This is a genomic window from Niastella yeongjuensis (assembly GCF_900110245.1).
Classification (GTDB): Bacteria; Bacteroidota; Bacteroidia; order Chitinophagales; family Chitinophagaceae; genus Niastella; species Niastella yeongjuensis.
Genome location: NZ_FOCZ01000013.1, coordinates 58,780 through 81,367 on the forward strand (window position 1 = coordinate 58,780; position 22,588 = coordinate 81,367).

At 44.7% G+C, this 22,588-nt stretch carries 18 protein-coding genes; 12 read left to right on the forward strand and 6 right to left on the reverse strand.

Going from position 1 to position 22,588, the window contains the following annotated elements; translation table 11 throughout:
- The first annotated feature begins 1 nt into the window (after nt 1).
- From allE to BMX95_RS27090, 4 genes are read left to right on the forward strand one after another with little or no spacing between them, the layout of a single operon-like run.
- Nucleotides 2–748 carry a (S)-ureidoglycine aminohydrolase gene (gene allE, locus BMX95_RS27075; protein WP_081198194.1) on the forward strand — a complete coding sequence of 249 codons (747 nt, stop codon included), beginning with the start codon at nt 2–4 and terminating at the stop codon, nt 746–748.
- Nucleotides 749–766: 18 nt separating this feature from the next.
- On the forward strand, nt 767–1,279 hold the full coding sequence (gene uraD / locus BMX95_RS27080; protein ID WP_081198195.1) for a 2-oxo-4-hydroxy-4-carboxy-5-ureidoimidazoline decarboxylase: 513 nt from the start codon (nt 767–769) through the stop codon (nt 1,277–1,279).
- A gap of 14 nt (nt 1,280–1,293) precedes the next feature.
- Nucleotides 1,294–1,632, forward strand: a complete 339-nt coding sequence (uraH, locus tag BMX95_RS27085; RefSeq protein WP_081198196.1) for a hydroxyisourate hydrolase — start codon at nt 1,294–1,296, stop codon at nt 1,630–1,632.
- A gap of 21 nt (nt 1,633–1,653) precedes the next feature.
- The gene (locus tag BMX95_RS27090) at nt 1,654–3,087 is read left to right on the forward strand and encodes a DUF6986 family protein (protein WP_081198197.1); all 1,434 of its coding nucleotides are present in this window, start codon (nt 1,654–1,656) and stop codon (nt 3,085–3,087) included.
- 272 nt (nt 3,088–3,359) lie between these two features.
- Here the strand turns inward: BMX95_RS27090 and BMX95_RS27095 are convergent, their stop codons facing one another.
- Nucleotides 3,360–3,929 carry an RNA polymerase sigma-70 factor gene (locus BMX95_RS27095; protein ID WP_165758834.1) on the reverse strand — a complete coding sequence of 190 codons (570 nt, stop codon included), beginning with the start codon at nt 3,927–3,929 and terminating at the stop codon, nt 3,360–3,362.
- Nucleotides 3,930–4,753: 824 nt separating this feature from the next.
- On the opposite strand from BMX95_RS27095, the gene BMX95_RS27100 reads away from it, so the two are divergent.
- Complete coding sequence (locus BMX95_RS27100; RefSeq protein ID WP_081198199.1) at nt 4,754–5,074, forward strand: hypothetical protein; 321 nt, start codon at nt 4,754–4,756, stop codon at nt 5,072–5,074.
- A gap of 96 nt (nt 5,075–5,170) precedes the next feature.
- Here the strand turns inward: BMX95_RS27100 and BMX95_RS27105 are convergent, their stop codons facing one another.
- The 3 genes from BMX95_RS27105 to BMX95_RS27115 form a co-directional block, all read right to left on the reverse strand.
- Nucleotides 5,171–6,547, reverse strand: coding sequence for a RagB/SusD family nutrient uptake outer membrane protein (locus tag BMX95_RS27105; RefSeq protein WP_081198200.1), 1,377 nt, complete (start codon nt 6,545–6,547; stop codon nt 5,171–5,173).
- A 10-nt stretch (nt 6,548–6,557) separates the two neighbouring features.
- Nucleotides 6,558–9,827 carry a SusC/RagA family TonB-linked outer membrane protein gene (locus BMX95_RS27110; RefSeq protein WP_081198201.1) on the reverse strand — a complete coding sequence of 1,090 codons (3,270 nt, stop codon included), beginning with the start codon at nt 9,825–9,827 and terminating at the stop codon, nt 6,558–6,560.
- A 108-nt stretch (nt 9,828–9,935) separates the two neighbouring features.
- Nucleotides 9,936–11,183 (reverse strand): FecR family protein, encoded by a 1,248-nt coding sequence (locus BMX95_RS27115; protein ID WP_081198202.1) that lies wholly within the window; start codon nt 11,181–11,183, stop codon nt 9,936–9,938.
- A gap of 579 nt (nt 11,184–11,762) precedes the next feature.
- Here BMX95_RS27115 and BMX95_RS27120 point away from each other — a divergent pair.
- Nucleotides 11,763–13,016: a DUF2130 domain-containing protein gene (locus tag BMX95_RS27120; RefSeq protein ID WP_081198203.1), complete on the forward strand. Its 1,254-nt coding sequence runs from the start codon at nt 11,763–11,765 to the stop codon at nt 13,014–13,016.
- 130 nt (nt 13,017–13,146) lie between these two features.
- On the opposite strand, the gene BMX95_RS27125 is transcribed toward BMX95_RS27120, so the two are convergent.
- The gene (locus BMX95_RS27125) at nt 13,147–13,815 is read right to left on the reverse strand and encodes a 4'-phosphopantetheinyl transferase family protein (protein ID WP_081198204.1); all 669 of its coding nucleotides are present in this window, start codon (nt 13,813–13,815) and stop codon (nt 13,147–13,149) included.
- Nucleotides 13,816–13,905: 90 nt separating this feature from the next.
- Between BMX95_RS27125 and dcd the strand changes: the two genes are divergently transcribed.
- The gene (dcd, locus tag BMX95_RS27130; protein ID WP_081198205.1) at nt 13,906–14,442 is read left to right on the forward strand and encodes a dCTP deaminase; all 537 of its coding nucleotides are present in this window, start codon (nt 13,906–13,908) and stop codon (nt 14,440–14,442) included.
- Here dcd and BMX95_RS27135 read toward each other — a convergent pair.
- Nucleotides 14,439–15,518 (reverse strand): DUF3810 domain-containing protein, encoded by a 1,080-nt coding sequence (locus tag BMX95_RS27135; protein WP_081198206.1) that lies wholly within the window; start codon nt 15,516–15,518, stop codon nt 14,439–14,441. The genes dcd and BMX95_RS27135 overlap by 4 nt on opposite strands.
- 127 nt (nt 15,519–15,645) lie before the next feature.
- Between BMX95_RS27135 and BMX95_RS27140 the strand changes: the two genes are divergently transcribed.
- The 5 genes from BMX95_RS27140 to BMX95_RS27160 all read left to right on the forward strand — a co-directional run bounded on the left by BMX95_RS27140 (nt 15,646) and on the right by BMX95_RS27160 (nt 22,216).
- Nucleotides 15,646–16,284, forward strand: coding sequence for a hypothetical protein (locus BMX95_RS27140; RefSeq protein WP_081198207.1), 639 nt, complete (start codon nt 15,646–15,648; stop codon nt 16,282–16,284).
- Complete coding sequence (locus tag BMX95_RS27145) at nt 16,277–16,942, forward strand: O-methyltransferase (protein ID WP_081198208.1); 666 nt, start codon at nt 16,277–16,279, stop codon at nt 16,940–16,942. The genes BMX95_RS27140 and BMX95_RS27145 overlap by 8 nt, the downstream gene beginning before the upstream one ends.
- 26 nt (nt 16,943–16,968) lie before the next feature.
- Entirely contained in the window at nt 16,969–18,597 is a 1,629-nt protein-coding gene (locus BMX95_RS27150) for an acyl-CoA carboxylase subunit beta (protein ID WP_081198209.1), read from the forward strand.
- A gap of 35 nt (nt 18,598–18,632) precedes the next feature.
- Nucleotides 18,633–19,100, forward strand: a complete 468-nt coding sequence (gene rnhA, locus BMX95_RS27155; protein ID WP_081198210.1) for a ribonuclease HI — start codon at nt 18,633–18,635, stop codon at nt 19,098–19,100.
- A gap of 233 nt (nt 19,101–19,333) precedes the next feature.
- Nucleotides 19,334–22,216 carry a DEAD/DEAH box helicase gene (locus tag BMX95_RS27160; RefSeq protein ID WP_081198211.1) on the forward strand — a complete coding sequence of 961 codons (2,883 nt, stop codon included), beginning with the start codon at nt 19,334–19,336 and terminating at the stop codon, nt 22,214–22,216.
- The last annotated feature ends 372 nt before the right edge of the window (nt 22,217–22,588 follow it).

Consider the following 22,588-nt stretch of genomic DNA (forward strand, 5'->3'; position numbering starts at 1 on the left):
TATGGAAATTTCAGCGCTTACAAGATCGGTCGTAAAACAGAACCATGCCGTTATTTGTCCTGATGGCTATGTAAACAGCCAGGTACCCGGCTGGACGAACTGCACCGTCAATGTGATCATCAATGAACAAATGGGCGCTCAGTTATGCCAAACGTTGATCACTTTACAAAAGGAAGGCACACTCACCGGAACAACCAACCAATCGCAAATATTCTTTTATGTAATAGAAGGCAGTTGTCGGGCTACGGTAAACGGGGAAACGAAAGTATTGTCCAATGGACAGTTTGTGTATGTGCCCATTCAAAAGGAATATGTCTTTGATGAAGCCAGGCCCGGCACCAGGCTCCTCACTTTTCATAAAGTGTACGAACCTTTGCAGGAGGCGTCGGTACCAGTGACCCTCTTTGGCGATGCTGCCAACATACCTGGGCCCGCTTATCTCAACGATCCGGCACTGCGATTACAGGTACTGTTGCCCGACAACCTGTCGTTCGACATGGCCGTAAATATATTTACGTACGATCCCGGGGGACATTTGCCATTTGTAGAAACCCATATCATGGAACATGGTTTGCTGTATTTACAGGGGCAGGGTGTATATATGCTCGATCATCAATGGTACCCGATTAAAAAAGGAGATTCCATTTGGATGGCGCCCTACTGCCAGCAATGGTTCACAGCTATGGGCAAAGAACCGGCCGTATACATCTATTACAAGAACGTGAACAGGTTTCCAACGGTTATATAACAACCAAAATCATTGTCTATGACCATCGCCGAATTTGATCACCTCGATTTAACAGAAAAGAAAGCACTGCTGCATGCCTGTTGTGGAAGTACTACCTGGGTACACAATATGCTGTCTGCACTCCCTGCCGAAGACCTGGTAGATCTGCTCGAAATTGCCGAAGAACAATGGTACCTGTGCCACGAACCCGATTGGCGGGAAGCCTTTTCCCATCATCCAAAGATCGGCGACATAGAAACGCTAAAAGAAAAGTTTGCAGCCACTGCCCAATGGACTGAAGGAGAACAGGCAGCGGTAAAAGAAGCCTCACAACAAACCCTGCAACAACTGGCAGCAGGGAACCAGGCCTACGAACAACGGTTTGGTTATATTTTTATCGTTTGCGCTACCGGCAAATCTGCCGATGAGATGCTGCAACTATTACAACAACGATTGTACAACAACCCCGAAGTAGAGATCCAGATTGCCATGGAAGAACAACTCAGGATCACCCAATTGAGGCTGGAGAAACTATTTGGCATCACCGAATAAATCTTGATTGCACCATGAGCCAGTTAACCACTCACATACTGGATACTACCCACGGCCAACCTGCAGGCGGTGTACTGATCGTTTTATACCAGCAGCACAACAATGACTGGAAGGAAATTGTGCGCGGCATTACCAACCAGGATGGCCGCATCAACGACTGGCTGCCCAAAGAAGAGGTATTACCTGAAGGTCAATACAAACTCAAATTTGAAACGGGGGATTATTACAAACAGTTTATGATTGCTTCATTCTACCCGTTTGTGGAAGTGATCTTTTCCATTACCGATGGATCACACTACCATGTGCCGTTGTTGTTGAATCCGTTTGGTTATTCCACCTATCGTGGATCTTAAATCTACCTAATAAACAATCACATGAAATTGTCCATACCGGAAAAAGAGAAACAGGCGCTGTTGGATCAATTGCAAACGGCCAATCTCCAATTCCAGCAAACTTATCCGGGTGATAAACCCGACCGCCAGCCAGTGCATACCGTTTATGGCGGCGCCAATTTGTTTAAAGCAGACACCTGTACTAAAATGGGTGAAATAGCCTTAAAGAACCTGCAAACCTATGCACCCAATTTTGTAGTACTGGCGAATGTATTGCAACTGGCAGGCTGTGAACAGATGCCCCGGCATCAGAGCGAGATTGAAAGCCTTATCAACAAGCTGAATAAAATGCCTGCAGCCGATCTGAAGCAGGAACCAGCCTGGCTTTCCTATACCGTGTATAATAAGATCATTCAAAAGCTGCAAACGGAAGCAGTGGAGGATTTCAGAATAGACTTTGAAGATGGCTTTGGCAACCGGCCCGATGCCGAAGAAGATGCCACTGCCGTGCAGGCGGCGCAGGAATTGGCCACCGGGATGCAACATAAAACCATTTCCCCTTTTATTGGCATTCGCATAAAACCATTTACAGAAGACCTGAAGCAACGAGGGGTACGTACGTTAGATCTCTTTCTTTCTACCCTGCTTGAAAAAACACATGGGGTTTTACCAGCCAATTTTGTGGTTATGCTGCCCAAAGTAACCATCCCCGAGCAGGTGATTACCCTCGTACGTTTGTTTGAGTTGTTTGAAAAAACGCATCAATTAAAACCAGGTACCCTGAAAATGGAAACCATGGTGGAAGCCACCCAAATCATCATGGATGAGGAAGGACGCAATCCCCTATTACGGATCATAAAAGCCAGTGAAGGGCGGTGTATAGCAGCACATTTCGGGACCTATGATTATACGGCTTCCTGTGGAATAACGGCTAAATACCAAACCATGGCACATCCGGTTTGCGATTTCGCCCATCATATGACAAAAGTGGCCCTGGCTGGTACGGGCATCTTTTTATCGGATGGCGCTACCAATATAATGCCTATTGGTCCGCACCGGGGCGACGCCCTTAGTTTTGAACAACTGGCAGAGAACCGGGAATCGGTACACCAGGCCTGGCGAACCGGGTTTCATCATACCATGCATTCACTCATCAATGGCTTTTACCAGGGTTGGGACCTGAATCCCGCCCAATTGCCGATGCGATATGCAGCCACTTATAATTTCTTTTTGAACAGTTATGAAGAAGCCGTTTTCCGGTTAAAGACATTTGTTGAGCGGGCTGCCATTTCAACCCTAACCAAAGACATTTTTGATGATGCAGCCACCGGTCAGGGTTTGTTGAATTTCTTTTTAAAAGCCATGAATTGCGGAGCCATTACGGAAGAGGAGGCAACCGCTACCGGACTCACCGTCGATGAAATCCGCAGCCGGTCGTTTTACCGGATCCTGGAAGGCAGAAGAAATGCCAAATAGTAAAATACATAAAGCCGAATCAATGTCGTTTAATTAATTAAGCGAAAGGAGAGCTAAATCCCCTCCACCGGAGGGGCCGCAGTGTGCAGCACATAAAGACTGATGATAGGGGTGGGTATTGATTCGATTAACCGGAATGAAACACAGTAAATAATAACACTATAAACCCACCCTTACCCCTCCGAGGATTCCGAGGAGGGGATTTAAAAGCCGAATACCCATCGCAAACAAGTAGTTGCGCGATGGGTATTCGGCTTTTTTAGTTTGCCTTATTACAAAATTGGCACTAATTCTTCGCGAAAGGAGAATCTGTTCCTGATTAAATGCACGCCCCTGTTTTTTTGATTACGCACGGTATGTACGGAGAGCTGCATGCGCCGGGCAATTTCATGGCAATCAAGGCCTTTGCCATAACTCAGCACCATTACCTCTTTGCATTTTTCCGGCAGTCCGCCCACGATATGGTGAACCTGGCGTACTACTTCGGCATGGATAGCCTCATTCATTTCGTGCACTTCAATCTCATTCAATTGCTGGCGGATGTTTTCCCTGATCCGCGATTGGTAATGCACCTTATGGTTATGGTTAAGGCAGGCATTACGGGTGCTGATGTACAAAAAGGCTTTTGCTGAATAGATCGTAGGGAAATCACCTTTTTTTTGCCAAAGCTTTACAAATACATCAGTTACAATATCCTGGGCAATAGCAGCATCGTTAACCAGGCGGCGGGCAAAAAAAACCAGCGCCGGATGAAACAAATGGAACACTTTTTCGAATTCAGGAACCTGTTGCTGTTTAAGGCGCTTACTTTTCTCAGTCGCTAAATTGTCTGTATTCCTCATGATCATGTAGTTTTTGAAATGTCGCAAACGTTATATGTTCTTTCTATTAATGGTACCAATGGCATAAGCGGATATATGGAGGTTGATACAGTTTTCCTAAAAAGGCCCAGGAGAAATCCTGACAGGGATCAAATTCCCCCTAAAGGTTTTCCAATATGGCCTCTATAAATAAAAACACCAAGAGAGGCACATTGTACTAAATACAAGCAAAATATTTTTATTGTAATAGTTGCAACTCTAACTATTTATGTATTAGTCAAATTAATGCTGGTGGAGAAAAATAATGGTGGATTACTATTAAGAAATGGAAGCGGGAGGTGTTCTATTTAACGCTGTATGGTACCAGCAGAGGTGACTTTTAAGAAGATTCTAATTAGTAAGTGCATGGGGGTGAATACGCTAATAATAAACATTAATATTTTTACCAAGTCATACTTCACACCGGTTCATCCAATAACCAATAACGAAAATTTTTTATAAAATATATTATCTTTCTCCTACCTTAGCGCAGGAGCTGAAAGTGAGATCATGTTTATACCTCTATAATCTACATTTCCTTACTTCTATCCTTATTTCCTACTTACCTCCGGTTACATCTCAATAACCTTTCAAGAAAGTTTACTATTTACCTATTTACCTGTCTTATCGTTTAAGCCTGTCCGTGCCTAGATAAAAATTCGCCAATTGCGTTACTGTTCCTCTTTTGTCTTTTCTGGTGCAACAACCGGAACGGAACACTTATGCCTCACTGTGATCGGGTACAATCATCATTCTATACACTCAATGTTTTTACTGCTTTTTGAATAATAAAAGCAGCCAACATTATGAAACAAACGAAACCAGCCTTGCTGCTGTTGGCATTCGTAATCATGCTCACTGCCTTCTCTGTGGTAACACCCGATCTTAGATCCAAACCGACAATCAGACAGACAAATTATTATTGGTTTGATGCCTCTACCAACTGGCTTGGCCGGCAAGCAACCCTTGCCAGTGAAATTGCATTTACCGGCTATGATGAAGGCACATCAAACCCGAAGACCTTACAGGAAAAAGGATGGACGCCCGGTAACGTATCTGTAGACTCATGGGGCGTGCCTCATCCCCTCAATGGAACTCCTGACAAATTACTTTATTCTCACCCTTAATCCTTAGACTGAGCAGGCGTATCATGTTTCAGACGCAACAGAAAGCGGTTGCTCGCAGGACATGATACGCTTTTATTTTAGTCGCAGTCGATACACTTATTCATAACCGGGGTTTTGTTTCAGGTTAGGGGCATATTCTAGTTCGGATTGTGGGATAGGATACAACTGATCTTCACTTTGCCAATTACTTTTTCCACTTAGTACAGTATTTGCCCGGTTGGTTCGTTTCAGATCGAACCAGCGATGGCCCCATTCAGCAAATAATTCAATCCGCCGCTCCTGTGCAATTTTCTGTAAACATGTATCCACGCTGAGGCTGGTGGAAAACTCTGGTAAGCCGGCACGGCTACGGATGGCATTTAAATCCGCTACAGCTTCGGGTACGCGGTCCAGTTTCACCAATGCTTCGGCACGAATTAGGTATAACTCTGCCAGCCGCAATACCACATTATATTCTGTAGAAGGAGGTGGGGAAGAAAATACTTTAAATTTATTGGGATAATTATAAGTAGTGGTTCCTATTGTTACCGAATTTACCCATTTTGTTTTGCGCAGATCACCCACTTCAAAGGCACCGAGCAACTCTTTCGTCAACGTATAGCTGGGTCTCCCTCCAGGTGGCACAAACATGAATCCCTCTGGAGAGTTCATTTTGTCCTGCACAGGTACCCATTGAAAAATAATTTCATGGCTGGTATATTTAAAAACCTGGTCCAGGTCAATTACCAATGCAAATTGACCCGAACTAATTACTGCCGACGCCAACTCGGCGGCCTTACTCCAGTTTCCCTTATATAAATATACCCTGGCCAGCAACGCCTGGGCGGCATATCTGGTAGGCGTGGTGTTTGGCTTATCAGTCATCAACATTTCGATTGCAGCAGTAAGATCAACCACTATCTGGTCTAACACCTGGTTCATAGGTGTCCGGGGCAACATGGCATTTACATCAGCATTGGTCCCTAATGCCAGGGGCACATCCCCATATACATTTACCAGATAATGATAACATAATGCCCGTACAAATTGCACCTCGCCCAATAATCGGCTTTTCAATGTTTCACTAACGCCAGTAGATCGTTTCAATCCTTCCATACAGATATTACATTGGTAGATATAAGTATAGGCTGCTTTCCAGAGATTTACGTTGACTAATCCATTGCCTGGAAGAATTGAATTATTAGTAAACTGATCTTCCAAAATAAGTGTAGAAGTCCGCACAAGCTCATCTGCAGATAAGGCTGGAAACAAACTCATCCCACCGTTTAAGAAGACCTTGGGAGATTTCATAATAATTAGATACAACCCGGTTACAGCAGCCTGAGCCAGGGAATCGTTCGAAAAAACAGCCCCAGTAGTCAACGAGGCATCCGGTTCATCCACATGAACGAACTTTTTGCATCCGGCTGTAAGCAGACACAACAAACTGACGATACAACAGCATTTACAAATATTTAACCAGATCCGTTTCATACACAATATTTTAAAAACCTATTTCTATGCCTCCTGTAATGGTTCGCAATGGAGGTAGCGTAAGCATGTTCCGGGTTTCGGGGTCTGTTCCTTTATACGGGGTGATGGTAAACAGATTCTGGGTCTGCAGGTAGACCCGGCAATTTTTTAAGGAAACACATCTTAACCATTGGGTTGGCAACCGCCACGATAATTCGATATTCCGTACCCGGCAAAAGAAGGCATTATCGATGGTTCCATCAGAGACTATAAAATTATTGCTCGCGTTATTGATCTCATCATTCCCTCCTGTGGTCAGTTTTTGCACCGTTGCCTGATCAGGATGTAACTGCCAGCGGTCTAACACCAGGGTGGGTTGATTTACTGACATGGTTCCGGGTTTTAAAAGATAACCATTATTATATATGGAATATAAGTAGCCGTAGGCCCGCTGTTTCCGGAACTCTAAAAAAACATCCAGTTGCCAGCCCTTAAATTGCAAATTGTTTTGTATAGAGCCATACCAAACAGGATCAAAATTGCCAAGAATCCGATAATCTTCCGGGGAACTAATGTCTCCGCTACCATCCAAATCATTAAACTCAAATAAACCAGTCGATTTGTTAACCCCAGCGTAAGAAAAACCTCTTACCACCGAAAGTGACTGCCCAATGATCAGGTTCGAATAAGATGAAGCTTTCAGGTTAGGAAAGGCAATTAATTTATTGCGTGGAATTGTCAACAGCACATTACCAGACCACTGCCATTGTTTATTAAACTGTTTCTTAGCCTGTACTTGTATTTCCCAACCGGTATTTTGTACCACCGCCGGGGAATTCTTGGCAGCATAACTGTTAAACCCGGTAATCCCTGGTAATTTATAGGCGATCAGTTGATTGCTGGTACGGTTTCGGAAATAAGCCAAAGAGATCATCAACTGGTCCTTAAACAAACCCAACTCGAGGGCTGTCTCCAATTTATGGCTTACTTCCCAGCTGTAATTGCTATCAGCCAACTGCAACGGATTAATCCCTCTGTTACCCAAATAAGATCCCGGCAAATCCTGCCATTTATCCAGGTATTTATAATCACCGATCTGGTCATTGCCGGTAACCCCATAACTTGAACGCAATTTACCAAAGCTTAGAAATGGAATACCCGTCTTCAAAAAGGGTTCATTGGAAAAGATCCAACCCAGACCGGCGGACCAGAAATTGCCCACCTGTTTACCTGGGCCAAACCGGCTGCTGCCATCTGTACGACCTGTCAAGTTTATTAAATACCGATCACAAAGAATGCTGTTCAACCGCGCAAATATCCCGCCATACCGATACTCAGTTTTACTATCAGTAGGAATTATGGAATCAGCTGCGTTTATATTCCGCAATTGTGTATCGTCCGGAAAATTAAAGCCATCGATCTTTTTGATAGAATGCGTTTGTACCTGCATGGTGGTACCTACCAGGGCTGAGATTTTTCCTATACCCATATACCGGTTATACTCCAGTTGCGGTTCTGCGATCCAGCTGTTGTAAATTATTTTTCCAATATTAGAAACACCCTTGGCGCCTGGTGTAGCAATCGGGCTTTGACTACTGCCGGGTTGTATACTGATCTCATCTAACTGCAGCCGGTTATAACCAATACTTGTTTTAAAAACCAGGTTCTTTAAAAGCCGGTAGTTTATATCCAGATTTCCCAATAAATTATTCGTCTTCGATTCATACGTTTTTAATAAAAAAGACATGGGGTTTACAAAATCTAGATCACCTTGTGCCCAGTTCAACTTACCAGCAGTGTCATACAAAACCGGGGTATTAGGCGCCAGGTTTACCCAGCTAGTTAGATCGCTTATTATTGACTTATTTTTGTCGTTCATTGCAATAACAGACAAAACAATATTCAAATTCGAGTCCCTGTTTTGATAATGAAGGTTCACATTGCCTGATAACCTGTCATTCCTCAGATCACCGGGAAATACCGTTGTTTCCCGATGGAACGCAGTACCAATAAAATATTGTAATCGTTTTGAACCACCGCTTACAGAAAGCTGCGCATTACTGGTAACCGCTTCACCCCCGATCAGCATTTTCTTAAAATCGGTATACCGCGTAGTATCCCATACTACCAGGTCAGGTGCATTGATACTGTCTATCGCCAACCCATCATTCTCCAACGCTTCTTTTCGCATTTGAATGTACTGGGAAGTATTCATCATCTTAGGATATCGGGTGATCCTACTGAAGCCATGATTAATATTAAAAGTAAAAACAGGTTTGCCTGTTGCGCCCTTTTTTGTAGTGATCAGGATAACACCATTGGAGCCCCGGCTACCATAAATGGCTGTGGCGTCGGCATCTTTCAGCACCTCAATATGATCTATATCGCTGATATTAATAAAAGAAAGCGGGCTTCGCCCTGCATCACCCAACGCTGAACCAGAACCTACAGACTGCAGCAGATTATTATTGGGCTGATAAGGCACGCCATCTATAATATATAAGGGATCATTGGGTGGCAACTGGCCGGGGATTACACCAATGGAACTTTGCCCGCGTAACTGCACTTTGTAAGAAGAACCGGGTAACCCATTGCTTTGCGTGATCAGCAACCCGGGTACACGCCCTTGTAAGGAGGCCAGTGGATCAGATACCGGCTGGCGGGCAATATCAACACTGCTTACTTTATAAATGGAGCCGGTATTATTCCGTTTTGACGTTTTACCATACCCCATAACAAGGGTTTCATCCAGGCCCTGGATCTGCGGTGTTAAACGAATGGTAATAAAGGTGGGATCTTTTATTAGTTTTTGAACTGGTTCATACCCAACACTGCTAAAGGTTAACAGGGTATTGGGGTTCAGCGTGAGATTAAATTGTCCATCGTCTTTTGAGGCAATGGCGGTTTTGGTGCCACCTACCTGTACCGTTACTCCTTCTAACGGTTCACCGGATTCGTTAGTCACTACACCCGCTACCGTCCATTGTTCCGGTTTTCGATAACGGGCAGCAGAAGAATCTTCCGCCAGCGTGATCATATTGGTTACGATCACATATTTCAAATCAAGCCCTTTCAGCGCCTGCGCCATCACCTCATGAATGGTACCATTTTGCACATGTACAGAAACCCGGTCGGCATTTTGAGCGATATCCATTCTGTACACAAAAGTGAATTTACCGTACTGTTCCACCTGCTTTATTACTTTCTTAAGTGGAACATTATCCATTGAGATCGTATACTGCGCTTGCGCATGCTGCTGAAGACACCCCACGAAACAAAGCATAAACAAAATTCTTGTCATGTCTTTAAACTTGTGATTAGCTGTTGGCTAGTATTACAAATACACACTATTTAGATCCAGTTTAGAACCAGCCCCTGCCGGTTCAAAGGGCTTTAAAAGACACGTATGCTACGGAGTAACAATAATAGTCCGCCCTTCCACTTTAAAATGTACTCCGCCTGCAAACTCAAGCGCCTCCAATATCTGACCAATCGCTGTTTGTCTCATAACGGATAATGTATAATGACCTGTAACAGGTTCTTTGAACACTATTTCACAATCATACTGCCGGGCAAGTTGTAGCATAATCAATTTTATATCTAGATCATTAAATATTAAAAGATCTTTACGCCAGGCCATTACGTCCTGTAGATCTGTATACATTTCTACTTCAAGGTGGCCATCCCCGTTAACCTGCGCCTGTTGTCCGGGCGATAATATGGCCGTTTGCTTAGTCAACCCGGGTTGTAACCGATTGGCCACTTTTACCTTTCCTTCCAATAAGGTTGTTTTTATAACCGGTTCATCGCCATACGCATTCACATTAAAGTGAGTGCCCATTACTTCAATGGCAGCGCCGGCTCCTTTGGTTCCCGGAAGGGAGGTTACATTTACCACAAACGGCTTCCTTTCTACGCCGGCACCCAATTCCATAGCCAGGTGGCTTACTTCAAAATATACTTCTCCTGTTATCTGTACGATGCGTTTTTTACCAATAAACGCAGTGGGAAAGGTGATGCTTGAAGCAGCATTTAGCCAGGCTTTGCTTCCATCGGGTAATTCCACGGCAAATTTTCTTGCCCGCGGGGTAGTGATCGTATTGTATTCCAGCTCAGGTTGTGCATCCCCGGTTGACCATTCATACCGCACTTCATCCCCTCGTTTATATATAACTGATCTGTATTGCAAGGCAATATGACCATTTATGTTACTATCAAGGTACACGATGCGGCCATTGGCCAGCTTGAGTTCAACCCGGTGTATATCAGGAGCCAGGCTGTCGCCCAATCCATCTTTTGAAGGGTTGTCAACAGAAGTGATTTTTTTATCACGGTTTCGGTGCAGGAGTGAATATACGGCTATGCCGGTAAGCAACAGGCCCATAATAATGGCCACCAATTGCAGGGCCCTTAAAAAAGGTCGCTGTTTTTTGTGCGGAAACATCAACCTGATCTTTGCCCCTTCTTCGTTTATACCTGTACTATATAATTCAAGCAGGATATTAGAAACCAGGCACTGATTGCTCAAACGTTCAAACAACATCCGGTTCTCATCACACAGATCGCACCACGCCTGTAACTCACGTCGTTCGCGTTCGTTCAAAGAATCATTACGGTGCCTGCCAATGAGCTTAGCAATATGTTTAAGGGTTGCCACTGAGAAGGGTTTAATGCACAAATATGATTAACCGTTAGATATAACACATTGCCATACGTTCAAATACACATTTAACTGCTGCATACATCCATTGGTAAAATCGGGAAACGAGCTTTCATGTTTGAGCTGCCTGATCAGTAAACAGAGCCACCTTTTTGAAACATTATCTGAAGTTTATACCAGTGGTATTATAAGCCAGAACATTCAGTAAACATATGTACGGTATTGTAATGACTTAAAATACATATTCAGGACAAGGTTGATTGCATCGAACTTGATGGGACATAATAACAATGGGCAATCTCTGTATTCGTTTGGTTGGGGCGCTGCACGAGGATCAAATGTGCAGGCGTATACGAAAGTAGTAAAATTCTGGATTGGCGAAAAAAAATATGAAGAGCGGGTAAAGGTAAACATGTACCGGTTTACATTTTGTTGTTACTATTGTTGTTATCACCACCCAACATTTATGATTGTGTGCCATTTACAATTTGCATCCTGTCGCTATATTTTATTATCTCCTGCCTGCCATTCCCCGCGTACAACTTACCTTTTTCTTAAATTGCGCAAAATTCGTACATGGCTACAGATATTAAATGCCCGAGTTGTGGACACAAGTTTGCCATTGAAGATGCTGTTTCTGAAGATATTAAAAAAGAACTGCGCGAGAAGATGCAAGTCTTCTTAAAACAGAAGGAGGATGATTTTGCCAAAAGGGAAAAAGAGCTGATCCAACAGGTACAACATAAAGATGCAGAATATGCCAAAAAACTGCAGGAAGAAACGGTAAAACTGCAACAGTCGCTCGAAGTAGACCTTCGCAAAACCATTGCCACGGACTTCGAAACCAAATTGCAATTGCTGCAACAAACCAATAAAGACCAGGAAAATAAACTGGTAGAAGCCCGGCAAAAAGAGATTGAATTCCTGCAAAAAGAGCAGGTACTGAAAAATAAAGAAGCCGAACTGGAATTATCGGTTCAACGAAAACTGCAGGAAGAACGGGTGAAATTGTCTGAAGAACTGCGCAAGCTGGAAGAACAAAAAACGGCCACCCGGGAAAACGAATACCAGTTACGGTTGCGGGAACTGGAAAAGCAACTGGACGACCAGAAAAAGCTGGCCGAAGAAATGAAACGCAAGGCTGAACAGGGTTCCATGCAATTACAGGGTGAAGTACAGGAACTGATCCTGGAGGAAATGTTGAAATCAACCTTCCCCTTCGACCTGGTAAGTGAGGTAGGAAAGGGTATCCGTGGTGCCGACTGTACCCTCACCATTCGCAACAACCTGGGACAGGAATGCGGCAAGATCATCTTTGAAAGTAAACGCACCAAACATTTTGATAAAAACTGGATCGAAAAGCTAAAGGCCGATATGCGCAGCACGTCTGCCGATATAGGTGTGATCGTAACACAAGCCATGCCTGAACAGATCTCTACCTTTACCCAGCTCGATGGAATCTGGATCTGTTCTTTTACCGACGTGCTGGCCCTGGTGCATGTACTGCGGGATGGTATTATGAAAATTTTCATGGCTGCCAAAACGCATGAGAACAAGGGCGACAAAATGCACATGTTGTATGGTTATTTAACCAGCAACGAATTCAGTGAACAGTGGAAAGCCATCCGGGAAGGGTTCCAGGCCATGAACCAGTCCATTCAACGGGAACGCGAGGCCATGGAAAAGCTATGGAAGATGCGTCAAAAACAACTTGAAAAGGTGTTATTGAATGCAGCCCATATCAAGGGTTCCATTGAAGGCATAGCTGGGAACGATAATATTCAGTTAGATCTTATCGATGATACAGATACATTATTGGTAGACGAGTAGCTTCCGTGGTAGTATGAATCCGACGTCAGAGGTATGAGGTATGATGTATGAGGTACGAGGTATGAGGTATGAAATTTCACGAGCTTCTTACCCTCCTACTTCCTACTTCTTACTTCCTACTTCTTACTTCCTACTTCCTGCCTCCTACTTCAGTATTCCCCTCCGTCATAACCCAGGCCAGTGCCAGCTGATCAAATATTCTTGCTTCCACGGTCAGTTGAACGGGCTCCCGTTTTTGAAAAACAAAGGGGCATACAATGGTTTCATCTGCCTTGAAGGTAATGGGACCATTTAACTGCATGTGTTGCTTAAAATCGAGCTCCCCATGACCATACCATTTATAAATGGCTTCCTTGGCGCTCCACAACACGGTGGTTAGTTCCAGGTGAATTTTGGGCAGGTGTGTCCACGCGTTCAGGAACACCTTTTCATTATAATGCAGGAATTTATGCGAAATGGCTACTATACGGGAAGAAACCAGCTCGATATCTACCCCCACCCGGCTGTGACTGCTGACGATGGCCGCAGCAAAATTACCGCCATGGGAAATGGAGAAGTGGTATTGCTCGCTTTCCAGAAAAGGCTTACGGGTATCGGCTACCAGGATCTCTTCCAGGGGAAAATCAGCATACAAAGTAGGCAGTAAAAACCGGCCGGCCAGGTGCTGCAGCCGCTTATATGGATGGGAAACTCCCTTCTTCAGCGGTACTTTTTCCAGATAAAACGCCTCCGGCTCTTCTATACGCCAGATGCCCAATTTTGTATTTTCGTTAATATTATGTTGATAAAACAGTGCCACAGTAGCGTTTTAGATTTTACATTGCACCAATTTTCAAGCGGCAGCAAACAGTCGGCTAAATAACAATCAAATATAAACTAATCACATCACATGATCTTGTCGGATAAACGCATACTGGAAGAAATTGAGAAAGGCAGCATCCGCATTGAACCCTATAATCGTGAATGCCTGGGGAGTAATTCGTACGATGTGCACCTGGGTAAATACCTGGCTACCTACCGGGAACACATCCTGGATGCCAAAAAACACAACGAAATTGAGTATTTCGAAATACCCGACGACGGTTTTGTGCTGTATCCCCATGTATTTTACCTGGGCGTAACGGAAGAATATACCGAAACCCATGCCCACGTGCCGTTCCTGGAAGGAAAATCCTCTACCGGCCGCCTGGGGATCGACATTCATGCCACTGCCGGTAAAGGCGATGTGGGTTTTTGCGGAAACTGGACCCTGGAAATCTCCGTAAAACAACCCGTAAAGATCTACAAAGGCATGCCCATCGGGCAATTGATCTATTTCCCGGTTGAAGGGGAAATTGCCGTTAAATACAATCAGAAGAAAGACGCCAAATACAGCGGTCAACCCGACAAACCGGTTGAAAGTATGATGTGGAAGAATAAATTCTAGATCGCTTCTTTCCCAAACTTTTTGTAATAAGCCACCAGCCAGGCTACCACTTCATTGTAAGTTAATTTACCGCCTGGCTGATTATTGGCCTTCAGATACTGGCCATACAGGTGGTCGATGACTTCCTCAATGGGGTTCCGGTATTTCTTTACAAACTCCCTCAATTCGCGGTAGTCGGTTTTAATGCCCGGTGGCAGTTGCGCATCGAGCAGTTTGGCAGCTAACGAATCCTGGGCATACAAATAATACCTTGAATAGCTGTACAGGTCAAAATACACCGAGTACCTGAACAAGGCATCCTGCGAAGAACGGGCAGATAAATACCCCGCAAAATTGGCTTCATTTTCCTTGGCATATCCCAACTGGTGCCCAATTTCATGACAGGTGGTAAAAGGCTGAACAAACAAAGGCACTGTAGTATTTACCTGCGCCTCCCCGCTGAACGGGTTATAATACCCGGTATATCCCAGATAATTTCCCAGATAGCTGTATAAAGAAGGTTTTACCGAACTGAATGAATAAGTGAATTGCCCTTCCTTGCGCGCCAGCTGATCATATGCCGCCGTGGCTCCATTGAATAAATTCCTCTTGCGCAGCAAGCCTTCGCGGTTCACGCGGGAAGGGGAATCCAGTGCATTCAACCGCACCACTACCTGTTGCATAACATGAATCAGGTCTTCCTTGGAATAACGTTCTACTTTTAATCCTAACTGATAGGCCACCCCGCGGCGGTTGTAATTCATTCCCCATAATAAATTAAAAGCTACATATACCACCAGCACTATAAATCCCAGCTGTGCCAGGGCCTGTAACCAGTATTTCTTATTTGTTTGTTTTTTTACTACGCGCCGGATGGTTCTATACAGTGTTCTTATCAGCCATATAATGATCAGTGCGTAAAAAATATCCCCTACACTAAAAGGCAGCCAGCCAAATAAAATACGTTGAACCTTTGAAATAACAGGATAGAATCCTGATGCATAATATCGCTCTACTGCATCAGGGAATAAAGAAAAGATTTTAATGAAAATAGCCAGGCCCAATAAAACTAACCAGGCAGTTTTTTTCCTCCACATAGAATATTATTTTGCTATCAATAGCCCTCCGTATTACCCTTCCTTCCCCTTAAGTTATAAAATATTAACAACGCTACGAACCAGCTATTTACCACATTTTCTTTAAATTCACCACAACAATAGTACTATGAAAAGTTTAATTATTGTTGTTTGCCTGTTCGTAACCTGTTCAGTAAGCGCTCAGGATTATCCATTTATCAAAAATTTTGTGGATGGCACCATTATTCTGAAAGACGGAGCCCGCAAAACAGGATTGATCAGATGGTTTCCAGACCCATCTGAAAAACTCCGGTTTAAATTGAGCCCTGCTGACATCGAGGAGAAGTACCAGATCCCCGAACTACAGGGGTTTATCACCGACACCCTGCATTTTAAAATGTTATCGAACCTGGAGATCTACGGCGAAAATTATCCCCTGCTAAATAAGATGTCGAAACTGAAATACACTTTCGCTCAGATCATATATGCCGGCAAAATCAATGTTTATTACGTGTTGTACAATGGGTACGATGCCCTGCAGGGTGGTTTCGCCGCTTATCCCAATCTTATTTTCGAAAAAACGAAAGACGATAAACCGGAGTACGCCGCCTTTCCCGTATATACAAGAATGCGGGAAAAGCGATACGACCAGGCAAAAGAAAGGCTGCTGCCCTTCTTCTCGGAATACCCGGCCATACAGGAAAAGCTAAAGACCTTTAACCGGACAACCAGTATGTCGGGCTTTGTGGACATTTTAAAACAAATACCGGAAGTAAAAAATGAATAATCAAATTTTTGAATCCGTTGACCACTATATCGGCGATCTATTAGGACAGGAAGACGACGCATTGCTTGCCGCCACCCATTCATTAGCCGAAGCAGGCATGCCTGCCATCAGCGTATCGCCCAACCAGGGCAAGTTCCTTCAGTTGCTGGCCCAATTGTGTAATGCAAAAAACATCCTGGAACTGGGCACCCTGGCCGGGTACAGCACTATTTGGATGGCCCGGGCTTTGCCAAAAGACGGTAAGTTGATCACAGTGGAATATGACCCCAAACATGCTGCCGTTGCACAAAACAATATAAAACGGGCCGGCTTAACATCCCAGGTTGAGATCAGGACGGGTAAAGCGATTGAGATCTTACCGCAGTTGGCAGAAGCAGGTGCCGGGCCTTTTGATATGATCTTTATCGATGCCGACAAACCACCTTACACCGAATACTTTCAATGGGCGCTTCGGTTATCACGCCCCGGTACGCTCATTGTTGCCGACAACGTCATTCGCGATGGGAAAGTGCTGGATGAAAATAATACAGAGCCCGCCGTACAAGGCGCCAGACGTTTCAATGCCATGCTGGGCGCCAATGCCGCCGTTTCCGCCACCATTCTTCAAATGGTAGGTGTAAAAGAATACGATGGAATGGCCCTGGCGATAGTAAAATAAAAGCATATTAACTACACAACTACTACATGAATCTTGAGTTTAACCGCAACGAGGACGTTATAAAACGGGCCCTCAGCGAAATGAAACAACGTTTTGCACAAGTGGCCCTGGGTGGTGGTAAAAAAGCGATTGCCAAACAGAAAGAAAAAAACAAATTAACGGCCCGCGAACGCATCGATTACCTGCTTGACCCGAATACCCCATTTGTTGAGATCGGCGCATTTGCCGGCTGGGAAATGTATGAAGAACAGGGCGGCTGTCCCGCCGGTGGCACCGTTGCCGGTGTAGGCTATGTAAGCGGCCGGCAATGTGTTATCCTGGCCAATGACCAAACTGTAAAGGCCGGCGCCTGGTTTCCCATCACCGGTAAAAAGAACCTGCGCCTGCAGGAGATTGCCATGGAAAACCGCCTGCCGGTAATTTACCTGGTCGATAGTGCCGGCGTGTTCTTACCCATGCAGGATGAGATCTTTCCCGATAAAGAACATTTTGGCCGGATATTCAGGAACAATGCCCGCATGAGCGCTATGGGTATTACGCAAATTGCGGCCGTAATGGGTGCCTGCGTAGCCGGTGGTGCCTACCTGCCCATCATGAGCGATGAAACACTGATGGTAGAAGGCAACGGTTCTATTTTCCTGGCTGGCCCTTACCTGGTAAAAGCTGCCATAGGTGAGAATATCGATGCAGAAACGCTGGGTGGTGCGGTAACTCATAATGCCATCAGCGGTATTGCCGATTATAAATTCGAAACGGAAGAAGCCTGTCTCGATCAGGTAAAAAAGATCATGTCGAAACTAGGTCATACCACCAAGGCTGGTTTTGATCGCAGTACGCCAAAAGCGCCCAAAAAGAAAGCGGAAGACATCTATGGCATTATTCCCGCCGACCCTACCCGCCCCTACGATATGCTGCAGATCATTGAGCAAATAACCGACGACTCGGTATTCGAACAATTTAAACAGGATTACGGCAAAACCATTTTGTGCGGGTATGCCCGGATAGATGGTTGGGCCGTGGGCATTGTGGCCAATCAGCGCACCATGGTAAAAAGCGCCAAAGGCGAAATGCAAATGGGCGGCGTTATTTACAACGACAGTGCCGATAAAGCAGCCCGCTTTATTATGAACTGTAACCAAAAGAAAATACCGTTGGTGTTCCTGCAGGATGTGACCGGTTTTATGGTGGGCTCCCGCAGTGAACATGCCGGCATTATAAAAGACGGCGCTAAAATGGTGAATGCAGTCGCCAACTCGGTAGTGCCCAAGATCACCGTTATTGTAGGCAATTCTTATGGCGCCGGTAATTATGCCATGTGTGGCAAGGCCTATGATCCACGATTTATTTATGCATGGCCCAATGCAAAGATTGCCGTAATGGGCGGCGAACAGGCCGCCAAAACCCTGTTACAGATACAGGTAAGCGCCATGAAAGCCAAGGGCAGCGAAGTATCGCCCGAAGACGAACAAAAGTTACTGAACGATATAAAAGGCAAATACGAGAAACAAACCACGCCTTATTACGCAGCAGCCCGCCTCTGGGTAGATGCTATCATAGATCCGGTGCAAACCCGGGAAATTATTTCAGAAAGCCTGGCGGCAGCCAATCACAATCCGGAGATCCCACCTTTTAATACGGGTGTCATTCAGGTATAGTATCTTGCCGCCTCAAATAATAATCTGTATTCATTTTGGCAACTTCGAATAAAGAACTGGTTATTTATACTGATGGCGCCTCCCGCGGCAATCCGGGTCCGGGTGGCTATGGGGCTATATTGCAATGGGGCAGTAGCCGCAAGGAATTGTCTGGGGGTTACCGCCGCACAACCAATAACCGTATGGAGTTAATGGCCGTAATTGTAGCCCTGGAAGCCCTCACCAAGGATGGTTTGCACATTACCATTTACTCCGACAGCCAGTATGTAGTGAAAGCAGTTATGGAGGGTTGGTTAAAGAACTGGATCGCCACCGATTTTAAAGGGGGCAAAAAGAACAAAGACTTGTGGACCCGCTTTTATAAATTGATGCAAAAACACCAGCTTCGGTTCGTATGGGTAAAAGGCCATGCCGATAACCCATTCAACAATCGTTGCGATCAGTTAGCCACCGCCGCCGCAGATGGAGGAAATTTGTTGAATGACGTAGGTTTTGAGGGGTAGGTTGACCTGTTAACCTGTTAACACGTTGACATGTTAACAGGTTGATTGAGTTGAAGAACGAAGTAGGAAGTAAGAGGTAGGAAGTTGACAGGGTTGACGGAGTTGATAGGGTTGCCCCGCCTACGCCAGGGCTTCGGCCGGCGATGCGCGCAGCAGTGTATTTCTTTCTGCCTTCTGCCCTCTGCCTTCTGCCTTTTTCACGTTTGAAGTTTCACGTTTCACGATTCACGACTATGAGCGACTTTCAACAGCTATTGCCGAAGGAGGAGCCATCAATACCGGTAAGCATTACTGATTCGGGCAATGCCCAATTGTTTGTTGTTTTAAAACAATATAAGTTCCATAAACAATTATGCATTGAATTATACCAGGCGGAAACCACACAGGCGGGTAAAATAAAAAACCCGTTAACAGGTATCAACCCGCTGGATCTGACATTGACAACAACTGACCTGGCAGCGGTTAAATTCTTTTCTGCTGTAGCCCGTTTTCAAAACAATCCAACAGCAGCAAAAACAGCAGGTGATCTAGACGCGTTAAAAACGATCATCAAAAACCCATTACAGTTAGCTTTCTATTATCACAATCCAGCGTTTTCAGAAAATATAGTAGCCGGTTCCATTCAACCGGTAACCATGGGGCCACTGGCGCAGCATCTTTCCATATGGGTGCAATGGGCCGAACCTTTTTATGAATTAACCCTGCAGGCAACCATCGATGGAAAAGAATACAACTGGAGCGACCTGCGTATTAAATACGATTACTTCTTCCACCTGGGCGAAACGTTATACGCCATCGGAAACTTTCATTTGATAAATGTGGTACGTTTTTTTGCCCGTACCAATGGCCTTATTCGCATTCATGAATCGAAGTTCAAATCATTTCAGGAAACCATCTTAATTCCACTAGCCGATTACCTGCCCATTATGTATCCGGATACCCTCGCTCCCCTTCCGGAACAGATCATACAACCGGGTACCGGTGAGGGCCTGGAGAAAGTAATTTATTTAAGCGAGCTGGGCAATTATGTAATAATAGACCCGGTAATGAAATATGGGAATGTAGAAATTCCGGTTCGTACAAAAAGACAACTATACATAACCGATGAGGAGGGCAAAGTACAAACCATGTATCGGAACGAACCGGCCGAAACGGGTTTTTTGGCCCTGCTGATTAAACAGCATCCCGATTTTCTGGAACAGCTCGATAATGACCTGCGACATTTCTACCTGCATAAAAGCCGCTTTCTGGAGGAGGCATGGTTCTTTACCGCTTTTGAGGTATGGGAAAAGGAAGGCATTACCATTTATGGCTTTAACCAGATAAAAGGGAACAAATTAAACAGCCACCGTGCGAAGGTGAACATTAAAGTAACCAGCGGACTGAACTGGTTCTCTACAGATATAAAAGTAGGTTTCGGTAACCAAACCGCTTCGCTTACCCGGCTGCAACATGCGGTTCGAAATAAAAACAAATACGTACAACTGGGAGATGGTACACTGGGCATTCTGCCAGAAGAATGGATAGAAAAACTGGCTGACTATTTTACCTCAGGGGAAATAATCGACAACAACCTTATCACCCCTAAAATAAATTTCAGCGAAGTAAGAAAACTGTACGAAGACCAAATGCTCGATTCGCCGGTGAAGGAAGAGCTGGCTTTGTATACCGACAAAATAAACACCAACGCAACCATACAGGAAGTCTCCGTGCCTGCTGCGTTGAATGGATTGCTGCGCCACTATCAGCACGAGGGTTTAAACTGGCTGAACTTTATCGATGATTTTAACTTTGGCGGCATCCTGGCCGATGATATGGGTTTGGGTAAATCCATCCAGATCATCGCTTTTATTTTATTACAAAGAAGTAAGGTAAAACAAAATACCAATCTGTTGGTAGTGCCCACCTCCCTGTTGTTCAACTGGCAGGATGAAGTGCAAAAGTTTGCCCCTTCTATAAAAATATTAACGCTGTATAATGCAGACAGGCAGAAGAACACCAATGCATTCAATGAGTATGAAATAATACTCACCTCGTATGGCACACTGATCTCAGACATCACCTTCTTACAGCATTATACGTTCAATTACATTTTCCTCGATGAATCGCAGAACATTAAAAACATTGAATCGCAGCGGTACCAGGCTGCCCGCCTGCTGAAATCAAGGAATAAAATTGCCATCACCGGTACACCCATTGAGAACAATACGTTTGATGTGTATGCCCAGTTGTCATTTGCCTGTCCTGGTTTACTAGGCAGTAAACAGCACTTTAAACACATTTACTCAACACCCATAGACACCTTTAAAGTAAAACGACGGTCAATAGAGTTACAAAAGAAAATAGCGCCTTTTATTTTAAGAAGGACCAAAGCCGAAGTAGCCACCGAACTGCCCGATAAAACGGAGATGATCTGCTACTGCCCTATGGGTGAAGAACAACGTAACGCCTATGATACCTGTGAAAAGGATTTGCGCGATTTCCTTACCGATATCACCAATGAGGAAATCTCTAAAAACTCCATGCATGTGCTGCGGGGCCTTACCCGGTTACGACAGATCTGTAATTCACCGCAGTTGCTGAAAGATGAAAAACTGCAGGGTGACGGTTCAGCCAAAATAGAGATGTTGCTGGAACAGATTGAAAGCAAATCGCGTCAGCATAAGATCCTGGTCTTTTCACAGTTTGTAGGTATGCTTAACCTCATAAAAAACGAACTGGAGGCCAGGAACATTCCCTTTGAATTGCTGACCGGCAAAACAAAGAACCGGGAAACTGCCGTACATAATTTTCAGAACGAAGCCAGCATAAGGGTCTTCCTGATCAGTTTAAAAGCCGGTGGAACGGGTTTAAACTTAACCGCCGCCGATTATGTGTATATCGTTGATCCCTGGTGGAACCCGGCCGTAGAGAACCAGGCCATCGACCGCAGCTACCGTATAGGCCAGAAAAAGAATGTGGTAGCGGTTCGCCTCATTACCCCCGGCACCATCGAGGAAAAGATTGTAAAACTACAAAACACCAAAAAAGAGCTGTCGGACAAACTTATTAAAACAGCCACTTCCTACCTGAATGGCATTTCCAAAGCGGAAATACTCTCTCTGCTAAATGTTTAAGATGTACCTATAGTGGATTGCCTGGTGATTGCCTAAGTATTGCCTAAGTATTGCCTAAGTATTGCCTGGATATTGCCTTATGCACCAGGCAATACCCGTAGGGTCCTCAGGCTGTCCTCAGGCTGTCCCCCGGCAATCCCTGGGCACTACCCAGGCCATAATGTTACCATTCAACTACTATCAGGCTAGTATTGAATACCAACAGCTATACCCGAAGCACCGGGGATAGGGTCAAAATAACTGAAAACAAACTGACGCCTCACCCGGACCTAATTGGGAGAAAATCCCTTTGAGGTCCTTGTCAGGTCCCTGTTAAGTCCCTGTGATGTCCTTGTTAGGTGAAATTAGAACCGGGAACTGTCTCATCTACCA

Excerpts from the sequence above, each read along its gene's own strand:
- allE (WP_081198194.1), top strand. The coding sequence starts at position 2 with ATGGAAATTTCAGCGCTTACAAGATCGGTCGTAAAACAGAACCATGCC.
- uraD (WP_081198195.1), top strand. The coding sequence starts at position 767 with ATGACCATCGCCGAATTTGATCACCTCGATTTAACAGAAAAGAAAGCA.
- uraH (WP_081198196.1), top strand. The coding sequence starts at position 1,294 with ATGAGCCAGTTAACCACTCACATACTGGATACTACCCACGGCCAACCT.
- BMX95_RS27090 (WP_081198197.1), top strand. The coding sequence starts at position 1,654 with ATGAAATTGTCCATACCGGAAAAAGAGAAACAGGCGCTGTTGGATCAA.
- BMX95_RS27095 (WP_165758834.1), bottom strand. The coding sequence starts at position 3,929 with ATGAGGAATACAGACAATTTAGCGACTGAGAAAAGTAAGCGCCTTAAA.
- BMX95_RS27100 (WP_081198199.1), top strand. The coding sequence starts at position 4,754 with ATGAAACAAACGAAACCAGCCTTGCTGCTGTTGGCATTCGTAATCATG.
- BMX95_RS27105 (WP_081198200.1), bottom strand. The coding sequence starts at position 6,547 with ATGAAACGGATCTGGTTAAATATTTGTAAATGCTGTTGTATCGTCAGT.
- BMX95_RS27110 (WP_081198201.1), bottom strand. The coding sequence starts at position 9,827 with ATGACAAGAATTTTGTTTATGCTTTGTTTCGTGGGGTGTCTTCAGCAG.
- BMX95_RS27120 (WP_081198203.1), top strand. The coding sequence starts at position 11,763 with ATGGCTACAGATATTAAATGCCCGAGTTGTGGACACAAGTTTGCCATT.
- dcd (WP_081198205.1), top strand. The coding sequence starts at position 13,906 with ATGATCTTGTCGGATAAACGCATACTGGAAGAAATTGAGAAAGGCAGC.
- BMX95_RS27135 (WP_081198206.1), bottom strand. The coding sequence starts at position 15,518 with ATGTGGAGGAAAAAAACTGCCTGGTTAGTTTTATTGGGCCTGGCTATT.
- BMX95_RS27140 (WP_081198207.1), top strand. The coding sequence starts at position 15,646 with ATGAAAAGTTTAATTATTGTTGTTTGCCTGTTCGTAACCTGTTCAGTA.
- BMX95_RS27145 (WP_081198208.1), top strand. The coding sequence starts at position 16,277 with ATGAATAATCAAATTTTTGAATCCGTTGACCACTATATCGGCGATCTA.
- BMX95_RS27150 (WP_081198209.1), top strand. The coding sequence starts at position 16,969 with ATGAATCTTGAGTTTAACCGCAACGAGGACGTTATAAAACGGGCCCTC.
- BMX95_RS27160 (WP_081198211.1), top strand. The coding sequence starts at position 19,334 with ATGAGCGACTTTCAACAGCTATTGCCGAAGGAGGAGCCATCAATACCG.